This window comes from Croceivirga sp. ABH4_376, from assembly GCF_056160685.1.
Window position 1 is genome coordinate 21,328 of the sequence record NZ_JBSWXQ010000009.1, and the last position, 12,579, is coordinate 33,906.

A 12,579-nucleotide genomic window follows, 5' to 3' on the forward strand; every position below is an offset into this window, starting at 1 on the left:
TATGTCTACTAGTATAAATAAAACAAACCGGTTTTTGGCCTTAGACGTATTTAGGGGCTTAACCATCTGTTTAATGATTTTGGTAAACTCCCCAGGTACCGGAGCCGATATTTATCCCTATCTATCGCACGCAAACTGGTTAGGTTTTACCTTGGCAGATTTGGTGTTCCCTTCATTTTTATTTGCTATGGGTAATGCCATGAGTTTTTCCATGGCTAAATTAAAAGCAACGCCAGCATCTAGATTTTATAAGAAAGTAATTAGGCGTACCATTATTATTTTTCTTTTAGGATATCTTATGTATTGGTTTCCTTTTTTTGAATGGTCAGGGCAAGATGTTTCGTTAAAACCCATTGGTGAAACCCGTATTATGGGCGTTTTGCAACGTATAGCCTTATGTTATTTTTTCGCTTCAGTTCTTATCTATCACTTAAACAACAAAATTGTCGGCTTAATTTCAGCACTTATTTTACTATTGTATTGGTGTTTGTTGTACTGGTTTGATGGCAATGGAGGTGTATTGGAAATGGGCAGCAACGCAATTACTAGACTAGACCTTTTTCTTTTAGGCGAAGGGCATGTTTACAAAAAAGATAGTGTACCGTTTGATCCAGAAGGCTTATTAAGCACGTTACCAGCTATAGTAAATGTTTTAGGTGGATATTTTGCTGGTGTTTATCTTAAAAAAAACGGGAATACTTTTAAATCAATAGCTGTTTTAATGGTGGCTGGTTTTCTAATCTATTCTTTGGGGCAATGGTGGAATCTTATTTTCCCAATTTCTAAGAAATTATGGACCAGTAGTTTTACACTCCATACCATAGCGTTAGATTTGTTTGTTTTGGCTACCCTAGTATACGCCATCGAAATTAAGAAAGTAAAATTTGGTGTTTACTTCTTTGATGTTTTTGGTAAAAACCCACTTTTTATTTACCTATTTTCAGAATTGGTTTTCATTACCTTAAGGCTAATACCGGTGACTGAGAATTATGATGCATTTGAATGGTTTAGTGAGGTGGTGGTACAACAGCTTTTTCCTGGTTCTTTTGGTGCTTTGGTAACAGGTATTCTGTTTATGTTGTTGTGCTGGTTGGTTGGGTTATGGCTTCATAAAAAGAAAATTTATATAAAAATTTAAATAGCTAGCATGGCTTTAGAAGAAACTTGGAGGTGGTATGGACCAAACGATTTAGTGTCCCTATCAGATATAAAGATGGCAGGAGCCAGCGGTATTGTTACCGCTTTACATCAAATTCCAAATGGAGAAGTTTGGTCTAAAGATGCAATTTTTGAACGTAAAAAGATAATTGAGGATGCCGGCTTAAAATGGTCCGTTGTAGAAAGTGTACCCGTGCATGAAGATATTAAAAAGCGGACTGGAGCGTACAAAACCTATATTGCCAATTACCAAGAGAGCATAAAAAATTTGGGGGAGTGTGGTATAAAAACCATCTGCTACAATTTTATGCCCGTTCTAGACTGGACTAGGACCGATTTAGCTTTTGAGATGCCAGATGGTTCAAAAGCATTACGTTTTGATGCGGATCAATTTGCCGCATTTGAACTTTATATTTTAAAACGTCTAGATGCTAAAGCGGTATACACCAAGGAGCAAATTTCTAGGGCAAAATCTGTTTATAATTCCCTATCCAAGGAGGCCATAAAAGCGTTAACCAATAATATTATTGCGGGTTTACCAGGGGCAGAAGAGGGGTATACGCTAGAACAATTTCAAGAAGTGCTCAATGGTTATGCCCAAATAGACGATAAAAAATTAAGGGAAAATTTGTATAAGTTTTTAACGGAAATAATTCCTGTTGCAGAAAATTCTGGGGTAAATATGGCCATACACCCAGATGATCCTCCGTATCCAATTCTTGGATTGCCAAGGGTGGTAAGTACGGAAAAAGATGCGCAGCAACTTTTGGGGGCAGTAGATAGCCCAAATAACGGCCTATGTTTTTGTACCGGTTCTTACGGAGTAATCAAAGAGAATGATTTGGAAGGAATGGTGCATCGTCTAGGTGATAGAATAAATTTTGTTCATTTAAGGAGCACAAAAAGAAACCAATGGGGTAGTTTTTTTGAAGCAGACCATCTAAATGGAGATGTAGATATGTATGCGGTAATGAAAGCCTTGTTGGTAGAACAAGCCAATAGAAAAAAGATGGGTAGACAAGACTATCAAATGCCAATGCGGCCAGATCATGGGCATCAAATGCTAGACGATTTAAAAAAGCATACCAATCCTGGCTATTCTGCCATTGGTAGATTAAGGGGATTAGCAGAACTTAGGGGTTTAATGTTGGGTATAGAGCGTAGTATTTAAATAGAAAAGTATTTTGAGAAGAAATAATAAAACGGGTCTTGCCCGTTTTTTTTATTTCTAAATCGTTTTCGTGAAATTAACAACTCAAAGTATGGATATCTAGCCTATTTTGTAATCTTCAATATAAAATCAATGCAGTTTTTTCTTAATAAATATTGTCTTTAGTCCAGTATTCACGGGCTTTTGAAGATATATCCATGTATTTGAAAAATACGTCCATGGTAAGTACAACGGTCCTCTCCTAATTTTATGCAATAACTGAAATTTAACTAAACAATAAATTATGCTTAAATCAATTTTAACGCTACTCTTGGCGTTTGGTACTTGTCTGTTATCTTATGGGCAAGACCGCACAATTTCCGGAACGGTTACGGATGATACCGGTGCTCCGTTGCCTGGTGCAACCGTTGTCCAAAAAGGAACTAATACTGGTGCGCAAACAGATTTTGATGGTAACTATACTATTAATGTTTCTGGAGACGCAGTTGTACTTACCTATTCTTATATAGGTTTTAGCTCCAAGGACATTACCGTTGGCAGCCAGAATACGATTAACGTACAATTAATAGAAGATGTAAGTAAATTAGATGAGGTTGTTGTAATTGGATATGGAGAAGTTAAAAGGGCAGACCTAACTGGTTCTGTGGCTTCCGTAGGCAGTGAGCAAATAGAACAGGCCAACAAAGTAGATGCAGTTTCTGCATTACAAGGGCAGGCTCCCGGTGTTGTAATTCAACGTACGGATAATAAACCTGGCGCGGGCGGATTTAACATTCGAATTCGTGGTGCCAGTACCATTAATTCCAATCAGACAGCCAATCAAGGTGGTTTTAATCCGGGTCAAAACCCATTGTTTATCGTTGATGGAATTTTTGTAGACGATATTTCCTTTTTAAATCCAGCGGATATTGATAAAATGGATATTCTAAAAGATGCTTCTGCCACGGCTATTTATGGTTCTAGAGGTAGTAACGGGGTAGTTATCATTGAGACCAAGAGAGGTAAGCAAGGTAAAATGCGTGTTAACTACAACAACTACATTGGTTTTAAACAAGCTTATAATTTACCTTCTGTATATGATGGTCCTGGCTATATAGAATTCTTAAAAGATGTGGTGGTTGGTAATGAGTTTGCACAGACCAATGGCGATTTAAGTTTTAGAAGAGAGCAGGTAGATTTATCCAATTATTTGGATAGTGAGGAGTTGCAAAACGTTGCAGATGGTGTAGATACGGATTGGGTAGATCTATTGTTAAAGAGTGGTTTGCAAAGTAACCATACCATAGATATGAGCGGTGGTAATGAAAACACTACCTATGCCGTAGGTCTAGGGTATACTTTAGATGAAGGTACCGTAGAAGGCGAAGATTACAACAGATACAATATTAGGGGTAGCCTGTCTAGTGATTTAACAGATTGGTTAAATGTTAGTGTTAACAATTACGTAACCAGCGTGGTGCAAAATACCGGTAGCTGGGAGGCTTTTAGAAGTGCTTATCGTTTAAAACCAATTGGTAGGCCTTATAATGAAGATGGTAGTTTACGATTTTTTCCTACGCAAAAAGAAACACAGATAACAAACCCATTGTTCGATACCCAAAATATTACAAGAGAAACTCGTTTTCTACAGTATTTAGGAGATATCTCCTTAAAATTGTCCCCAGTTAATGGTTTAAGTTTTACTACTAAATTCTCACCTAATATTAAGTATCAAAGATATGGAGAGTATAGGGGATTACTTTCTAAAAGTGTTAGTGGCAACCCATCTAACAGGAGAGCGGTAGTGGATAATACCAATTACTTCTCTTACACATGGGATAATATTTTAAACTGGAACTGGTCTAAAGACATTCATTCTTTAAATGTTACCGGAGTTGTTTCTAGATTCCTGGAGCGTAGAGAAGGGTATTATTCTCAGGTAAGAAATTTTACTACAGATGAATTTTCATTTTACAATTTAGATGCAGGTTTAGATATTAGGGATTTATCAAGTGGTTTTTCCAAACAAACTTTAGAGTCTTATACGGGTAGAATCAACTATACTTTAGACAATAAATATTTGTTTACGGTAACCGGTCGTTATGATGGTGCTTCTATTTTATCTAAAGAAAATAAATGGGCCTTTTTCCCTTCGGCAGCTTTTGCTTGGAAAATGATGGAAGAAAATTTCCTTAAGGATCAAAATGTAATATCCAATGCTAAACTTAGGTTAAGCTACGGGCAAACAGGTAATAATGGTCAAGGTGGCGGGTTGGCCCCACTGGCCTCTCAGTCCCTGTTGTCTTCTAGTGCCACCAATTTAGGAGACGCAGCAGTTTCCACGGCTTACATAGGTGGTTTGGCTAATGAAGACCTAACTTGGGAGCGCACTACGGAAATTAACGTAGGTATAGATTTTGGATTTTTACAAAACCGTATCTACGGTTCTGTTGATGTGTATAACAGAAAAAACTCAGATATCATTTTCTTTTCACCACTGCCAGATGTTACCGGTTTCTCAGGAACATTTGATAATGTGGGTGAGTCTACCAACAAGGGTATAGAAATTGGTTTAAATACGGTTAATATTGATAATGAGAACCTAACCTGGACTACCAATTTTAACTTTGCGCGTAACAAAAATACTCTTGACAGGTTGTATGGCGATTTGGATGAGATTATTTTCAATGTAAACGGAACCAATTTAATTCATAGGGTAGGGGAATCCATAGGTTCTATCTATGATTATGAGTACGACGGTATTTGGCAATTAGATGAAGCCGCAGAAGCAGCAACCTATAACCAAAGACCTGGACAGGTAAAAGTTAGGGACATCAATGGAGATGGCCAGATTACACCAGACGGTGACAGAACTATCATTGGAAATGTAGTTCCTAAATGGACAGGTAGTGTTACCAGTACGTTGAACTATAAAGATTTTGATTTTACCTTTTTGATAAGCACAAGTCAGGGAAATAGTATGATGAGTAACTTTCATAATGCGTTCTCATTTCCTTGGGATAGTGAACCAACCAGAACTTTTAATGGTTATAACGTAAATTACTGGACACCTCAGAATCCAACCAACAACTGGTACCAGCCAGGTAATGGTGGTACGTTCCAAAATGCCATTAAATACAGAGATATCTCGTTTACCAAAGTAGGCTTCATTACGTTAGGTTATAAATTGCCAGACAACGCTTTGAACACTTTAGGTTTAGATAAATTAAGATTTTACGTTACAGCGCAGAATCCATTTATATTCACGGATTACGATGGCTGGGACCCAGAAAATGCCGGTAGAAACCATTGGGGAGCGGCATTCTTGTCACGTTCCATCATAACAGGTATCAACGTAAGTTTCTAACAAACGAATAAAACTGAAAAAATGAAATTAAATCGATATAAAATTATAGCCGCCTCATTGGTCTTAGGACTATTTACAATGGGCTGTGAAGATTACTTGGAAGAAGAGAATAATGAGGCGCTAGGTTTGGATAATGTAGCAACAGATCCAGCAATATTTGACCAGTTAGTAGCTTCTGTTTACGAAAGAGCTAGAGAAACTACTACTAGATATACGGGAGATATGTATTATGTTCTAGAAGATCTAGGTACGGATATCGTTACTAGGGGTACGGCTTTAACAGGTACAGATGAGATTAACGATTATGTAAATCTTACCGGTAGAAACTGGCCTGTAGATGTATATTGGGGTAATCAATACAGGGTTATAGCAGCGGCCAATGTGGCCATTGAGGCTGCGTCAATTGCAGAAGATGTGCCACAAGCAGAGTTGTCTAATGGGGTTGCAGAAGCCAAATTTTTTAGAGCTTTGGCTTATTTTAAATTGGTAGAAAACTTTGGAGGTGTTCCAATAATTACCAGTCAGGTAACAACCGCAGAGATTAGTTATCCAAGAGCTTCAGAGGAAGAAGTGTACGCGCAAATAGTTCAAGATTTGAACGAAGCTTTAGCTGATCTTCCTGAAACTACGGATACGTTTGGTAGGTTAACCAAAGATGCTGTTAGACAATTTACGGCTAGAGTGTTATTGACAAGAGGGTATAAATCATTTGGGTCGTCCTCTGATTTTCAAACTGCTGTAAGTCTTTCTGAAACGGTTATTGCTAATCATCCATTAGTAGATTCTTTTGAGTCTTTGGTAAGCGAAGAAAATCAGCGTAACTCAGAAGTTGTGTTTTCCTATTTGTTTGGTTCAAACTCGGTAAGTAGAGGTTGGGGTAATTCTAGGCACATGTTGTATAAGTTCCGTTATTTTGATTACCCAGGGCTTCTTCGTGGAGACAAATATCAAAAAGGACTTGGTGCGGCGCCAACAGAATTTTTCTACTCTTTATTTGAAGATGATGACGAACGCGCAGACGCTTCGTTCCGTAGGGTAATTGTTGCAGATGAAGATTACGAGTCTACCGTTAATGGTGCTACCGTTAACGTAATGGCTGGCGATACTGCTATTTATTTTCCTAAGGTAGCTTGGACACAGGCAGAAATGGATGCGGTACCATATAAAGTAATTAACCCAGGGACTTATTTTGAAAACAACGGTGTTACCGTAGTACACTACCCAATGTTTAAAAAGTTTGATGATCCGGGCGTTCCTTTTACACAACCTGATCAATCTTCTCAAGGAGAAAGAGATATGGTGGTTATGCGATCTGGTGAGGCGTACTTAATTGCCGCGGAAGCTTATTTGCAATTAAACGATGCCGCAAGCGCTGCAACCTTGTTAACTACATTACGTTCTAGAGCAGGGTTAACTACAGCGGTAACAGCTGCAGAAGTAGATTTAGACTATATTTTGGATGAAAGGGCAAGAGAACTTGCCGGAGAAGCAAATAGATGGATGGATTTAAAGCGAACCGGTAAGTTAATAGAGAGAACCTTAGCCAACAATCCGCATGCGGCATTAAACGGAGCTTTGGAACAAAAGCATTTGCTAAGACCTATTCCACAAGCAGAAATAGATAATTCTGGAGGTAGTATTACCCAGAATCCAGGATACGAATAAAATTTAGTACAGTTAGAGTTAGTTTAGTTTAATCATTTTTAATTTGTAAAACTCCGTTGTGTTAGCAACGGAGTTTTTCTTTTTAGGACTAATTTTTAATTGGTATATTTAGTTACAGACTTAAATTAATTAGACCTAAAATGAATTTTTTGACCAAGCTAAAATGGATACTGGGTATCCTGCTGATTTTCTTTGTAATTGTTGCCACCAATTTGGTAGACCGTAATAGTTTTTCTTTGGTAAAAGAGTCTGTAGCCACCATTTATGAAGACCGGCTAGTGGCTAAAAATCTTATTTTTAATATGTATAAGGTTTTGCAAGAGAAAAAGCTAAATGCTGTAACTGCTAAGCCTTTTGCCACAACGGAGTTGGCCGGCCAACAAAAAGAACTCAACTTATTGGTAGACCGCTTTGACAAAACCAAGCTTACCAGAGAGGAAGGCGTAATTTATACCGACTTTAAAACCGAATTGGAAAATCTTTTTGCCTTAGAAAAGAACGAGAAAGTTATGGAGGTAGATAATGCAGCTTATTTAAAACAACTTTCGGTATTGGAGCGTAGCCTTAATCAATTGGCCAATATTCAATTAGAAGAAGGGAATAGGCAAGTGTCTATCAGTAGAAAAGCACTAAATACGGTAGACTTGTTCACCAAAATAGAGATTTATCTATTAATTATTCTTGCCGTAATCATTCAGGTAATTATTATGTATAATCCTAAAAAAGAGGATAAGGACAACCTAAGGGTTTCTTAGACGCTTTTCTTAATTTAGGTGCAAAACTAATGGTATGAGAAAAATACTTGTGCTCTTTGCGCATCCTAAATTGGAACAATCCAAAGCCAATCTAGCATTAATTAATGCAATAAGAGACCTGGAAGGGGTAACTTTCAGAGACTTGTATGAGCTCTATCCTGATTTTAATATTCACGTAAACGAAGAAAAAAACATTCTTGCCTTGCATGATATCATTGTTTGGCAACACCCCTTTTATTGGTACAGCTGCCCGCCTTTGTTAAAGCAATGGATTGATGTAGTATTAGAATACAACTGGGCTTACGGCCCTAAAGGACGTACATTATGGAACAAAACCTGTTTTAATGTCATAACAACAGGAGGCTCTAAGGAGTTATATTGTTCTTCTGGCTCTAACCATTATTCGGTAGCAGAGTTTCTTAGACCTTTTGAACAAACAGCAATTTTATGCGGTATGGATTACTTATCGCCATTTACTGTAATGGGTACGCATAGGGTAGAAGAAATTAACCTTGACGCTTATGGAGAAAAATATAGGGCCTTATTAAAAGAAATGATGCGAGCCCCAGATCTAGCGTATTTTAAAACCAACAACTTTCTTAGCGAAATAACACTACCAAATCAATAGCCAATGACAACTAGTATTTTATTTCAAGCCATAGTTTTTTTACTTGGGGCACTAATCTGTGTTCCGTTGGCAAAGCGTTTTGGTCTTAGTTCTGTAATAGGTTATTTACTAGCGGGTGTACTCATAGGGCCCTTTTTATTAGGTTTTGTAGGAGAAGAAGGAGAAGATATATTGCATTTTGCAGAATTTGGTGTTGTAATGATGCTATTTCTAATTGGTTTGGAAATAGAACCAAAGACCTTTTGGCAAATGCGAAAACGAATAGTAGGCTTAGGGGGGCTTCAAGTAGGGATAACCTTGGTATTAGGCTACTTGCTATTCTATTATATAGGTTTTGAAACAAATGTTGCTATTACCATAGCCATGGCGGTAGCGTTATCTTCTACGGCCATTACTTTACAAACCCTAAAAGAAAAAAACTTAATGGATAGTACCTACGGTACTTCGTCTTTTTCCATTTTGTTGTTCCAAGATATTATTGTTATTCCCATGTTGGCGGTTTTACCATTATTATCTTCTGGAGGGGAAAACAACACAACATCTCATACCACAGATAATTTTCACTTCTTAGATAGCCTATCCCTGGGCTGGCAGGCAGCTGCTATCCTATTATCCATTGTAGCAATTGTACTGGCGGGTAGGTATTTGATTGTTCCGCTATTACGTTTGGTGGCACAGGCAAGAATTAGAGAGTTACTTACGGCATCGGCACTGTTTATTGTTCTAGGTATCTCTTTTTTAATGGAAATGGTTGGTCTAAGTCCCGCATTAGGTGCTTTTTTAGGTGGAGTGGTTTTAGCTACTAGCGAATTTAAACATGAATTAGAAAGTAATTTAGAACCATTTAAAGGTCTATTGCTAGGTCTGTTCTTTATTACTGTTGGTGCATCTATCAACTTTCAGGTTATTGCAGAGAACCCTATTATGATTATTGGTTTGGTCATCGCCGTTATTGCCTTAAAAGCTTTGGTAATTTATGGTGTAGCCAAAGTATTTAAAATAAAAACGGACCAACGTTTATTGCTTATGATCGGTCTAGCTCAAATTGGTGAGTTTGCTTTTGTGTTATTTTCTTTCGCCTTTCAACTAAACATCATAAACCAGTTTAATTTGGATATGATGTTGGTTATTACTGCCCTAAGCATGGCGTTAACTCCTATTTTAAGTTTACTAAATGAGCGATTTTTATTACCTAAAATTGGTACTAAACGTCAAGAGAATAGACCGATGGACCATATTGCCAAAACGCACAAAGTAATTCTGGTGGGGTTTGGACATTTTGGTAGCACCGTTGGTCGCTTTTTACGCGCTCATGGTATTGAAGCTACTATTTTAGACCATGACTCTACTCGAGTTGATTTTTTAAGAAGAATGGGATTTCAAGTTTATTATGGAGATGCCACACGTATGGAGCTTTTAGAAGCTGCAGGTATTGCAGATGCTAAACTGCTTATTTGTGCCATTGGCAGTACAGAGACTACCAACCATTTGGTAAAGATTGTAAAAGAAAAATATCCGCAGTTAAAATTACTGGTAAGGGCTAGAAACCGCTATGATGCTTTCGAATTGATGGATGCTGGAGTAAAGGATATTTATCGTGAATCGTTAGATACTTCGGTAAAATTAGCCAGTGATGCATTAACCCATTTAGGTTTTAGAAGGTATTCTGTTTATAGGCAGGCACAAAATTTTATTAGGTACGACGAGCAGGGTCTTAAAAATATGGCAGAAAGGCCAAAAGATAGAGACGCTTATATTTCTAAAGCCAGAAGGGAGTTAGAACAACAAGAAAAACTCTTGGAACAAGATTTTACCCGGGGTATTCTATCACATGATAAACTTTGGGATAGTGATGAAATGCGTTCCGCAGCGCTGGCCAAACAGCGCCTAAAGAAGACCTAAACAAAAAAGAAGGGAAAAGGTTAATGGTTTTGTAGTTAATAATTGATTCACTGTTGTTTAGCTTTTTAAAATTGTTGTTTATCTAAAAATTTAAACAAAATTCGGGAAGAATGTAGATAATTAAGGTCATGTTGTTGAATAGTTGAAGTATAAAGTTATTTTTAATTATAAAATCATAATTTTTATGCGATTGATATTCAACGATAAGACTAATAAACTAACGCATATTGCATGCAAATAAAAGAAAATGCTACTATCTATGATGTAATCATAGTAGGGTCAGGAGCTGGTGGTGGTATGGCCACAAAAGTGCTATCCGAAGCTGGCTTAAAAGTAGCAGTAGTAGAGGCAGGTCCCTTTTTTGACCCTGCAGACCCAGAACAACGTACCCAATTAAGATGGCCATATGAATCGCCTAGAAGAGGTGCATCTACCGTTAGGCCCTTTGGTGATTTTGATGCGGCTTATGGTGGGTGGGAAATAGAAGGAGAACCGTATACCCGTGCAGAAGGCACTAAATTTGATTGGTTTAGGTCTCATATGCTTGGGGGTAGAACCAATCATTGGGGTAGAATTTCGTTGCGTTTTGGTCCAGACGATTTTAAACATAAAAGTATAGATGGTTACGGGGACGATTGGCCAATTGGCTATGAGGATGTAAAACCTTACTATGACAAGGTAGATAAACTAATTGGTGTTTTTGGCACCAATGAGGGGCTTAGGAATGATCCAGATGGGTTTTTCTTACCTCCGCCTAAACCAAGATTACACGAGCTTTTTTACATAAAAGGGGCCCGTAAAACCAATATTCCGGTTTATCCTTCTAGAATGTCTATGCTAACCAAGCGTATCAATAATGAGCGCGGTGTTTGTTTTTACTGCGGACAATGTTCTAGGGCGTGCCAAGTTTATGCAGATTTTTCTGCCGGTACTTGCTTAATATTTCCAGCTCAAAAAAATGGGGGTCAGGTAGACCTTTTTGTTAATTGTGTGGTGCGTACCGTTACCACAGATGAAGAAGGTAAGGCAACCGGAGTTTCTTACATTAATAAAGAAGATAGAACAGAATATAAATTAAAGGGTAAAGTGGTAGTACTGGGGGCTTCTGCCTGTAGCTCTGCACGTATTCTATTAAATTCTAAAAGCAAACAACATCCAAATGGTTTAGGTAATAGCAGTGATCATGTTGGCAAATATTTACATGATTCTACTGGTGCCGATCGTGCTGCTTTTATTCCAGATTTGATGAACCGTAAGGTTTCCTATAATGAAGATGGTGTGGGTGGTATGCATGTCTATTCACCTTGGTGGGGAGATAATTCTAAATTAGATTTCCCAAGAGGTTACCACATAGAAGTGTGGGGTGGTATGGGAATGCCTAGTTACGGTTTTGGCTTTAATGCCAACGAGTTCAACAAATTCTTTGGAACTAAAGTTGGTGGCTATGGCGATGTACTTAGGAGTGATGTAAAAAAATATTATGGAGCCGTAGTAGGTATGGCAGGCCGGGGAGAATCTATAGCGCGTAAAGACAATTACTGCGAGATAGATGAAACCGTAGTGGACGAATGGGGTATTCCAGTTTTGAAATTTAACTATAAATGGTCCGATTTGGAGCGTAACCAAGCCAAACACATGCAAGATACATTTGAAGAAATCTTGACCAATATGGGTGGGGAATTATTGGGAGAAAAACCCGGTAAGGACGTAGATTACGGGTTGCATGCCCCAGGACGTATAATCCATGAGGTTGGAACTACCCGAATGGGAGATGACCCTAAGACTTCTGTAACCAACAAATTTCAACAGTTGCATGATGTGGACAATGTTTTTATTGTAGATGCTGGGTCTTTTGTGTCTCAGGCAGACAAGAACTGTACATGGACAATCTTGGCACTTTCTTGGAGGGCTTCTGACTATATTGTAGAACAATTTAAAAAGCAAAACTTCTAAG

The 12,579-nt window shown here is 37.9% G+C and carries 8 protein-coding genes; all 8 read left to right on the forward strand.

Features of this window, described 5'->3' with window-relative positions; all coding sequences use genetic code 11:
• The first annotated feature begins 1 nt into the window (after position 1).
• Positions 2-1,138: an acyltransferase family protein gene (locus ACXAGS_RS14585; protein ID WP_474907787.1), complete on the forward strand. Its 1,137-nt coding sequence runs from the start codon at positions 2-4 to the stop codon at positions 1,136-1,138.
• A 9-nt stretch (positions 1,139-1,147) separates the two neighbouring features.
• On the forward strand, positions 1,148-2,329 hold the full coding sequence (gene uxuA, locus ACXAGS_RS14590) for a mannonate dehydratase (RefSeq protein WP_474907788.1): 1,182 nt from the start codon (positions 1,148-1,150) through the stop codon (positions 2,327-2,329).
• 283 nt (positions 2,330-2,612) lie between these two features.
• A complete protein-coding gene (locus ACXAGS_RS14595; protein ID WP_474907790.1) occupies positions 2,613-5,675 on the forward strand; it encodes a SusC/RagA family TonB-linked outer membrane protein in 3,063 nt (1,020 codons plus the stop codon).
• A 21-nt stretch (positions 5,676-5,696) separates the two neighbouring features.
• Complete coding sequence (locus tag ACXAGS_RS14600) at positions 5,697-7,340, forward strand: RagB/SusD family nutrient uptake outer membrane protein (RefSeq protein ID WP_474907791.1); 1,644 nt, start codon at positions 5,697-5,699, stop codon at positions 7,338-7,340.
• 149 nt (positions 7,341-7,489) lie between these two features.
• Positions 7,490-8,095 carry an MCP four helix bundle domain-containing protein gene (locus tag ACXAGS_RS14605; protein WP_474907792.1) on the forward strand — a complete coding sequence of 202 codons (606 nt, stop codon included), beginning with the start codon at positions 7,490-7,492 and terminating at the stop codon, positions 8,093-8,095.
• Positions 8,096-8,129: 34 nt separating this feature from the next.
• Entirely contained in the window at positions 8,130-8,723 is a 594-nt protein-coding gene (locus tag ACXAGS_RS14610) for an NAD(P)H-dependent oxidoreductase (RefSeq protein WP_474907793.1), read from the forward strand.
• A 3-nt stretch (positions 8,724-8,726) separates the two neighbouring features.
• Positions 8,727-10,625: a monovalent cation:proton antiporter-2 (CPA2) family protein gene (locus tag ACXAGS_RS14615; protein ID WP_474907795.1), complete on the forward strand. Its 1,899-nt coding sequence runs from the start codon at positions 8,727-8,729 to the stop codon at positions 10,623-10,625.
• Between the two features lie 231 nt (positions 10,626-10,856).
• The gene (locus ACXAGS_RS14620; protein ID WP_474907796.1) at positions 10,857-12,578 is read left to right on the forward strand and encodes a GMC family oxidoreductase; all 1,722 of its coding nucleotides are present in this window, start codon (positions 10,857-10,859) and stop codon (positions 12,576-12,578) included.
• Position 12,579: the final 1 nt, after the last annotated feature.

Bases quoted from the DNA above. Each gene is read 5' to 3' on its own strand.
- ACXAGS_RS14585 (WP_474907787.1), top strand. From the start codon at position 2: ATGTCTACTAGTATAAATAAAACAAACCGGTTTTTGGCCTTAGACGTA.
- uxuA (WP_474907788.1), top strand. From the start codon at position 1,148: ATGGCTTTAGAAGAAACTTGGAGGTGGTATGGACCAAACGATTTAGTG.
- ACXAGS_RS14595 (WP_474907790.1), top strand. From the start codon at position 2,613: ATGCTTAAATCAATTTTAACGCTACTCTTGGCGTTTGGTACTTGTCTG.
- ACXAGS_RS14600 (WP_474907791.1), top strand. From the start codon at position 5,697: ATGAAATTAAATCGATATAAAATTATAGCCGCCTCATTGGTCTTAGGA.
- ACXAGS_RS14610 (WP_474907793.1), top strand. From the start codon at position 8,130: ATGAGAAAAATACTTGTGCTCTTTGCGCATCCTAAATTGGAACAATCC.
- ACXAGS_RS14615 (WP_474907795.1), top strand. From the start codon at position 8,727: ATGACAACTAGTATTTTATTTCAAGCCATAGTTTTTTTACTTGGGGCA.
- ACXAGS_RS14620 (WP_474907796.1), top strand. From the start codon at position 10,857: ATGCAAATAAAAGAAAATGCTACTATCTATGATGTAATCATAGTAGGG.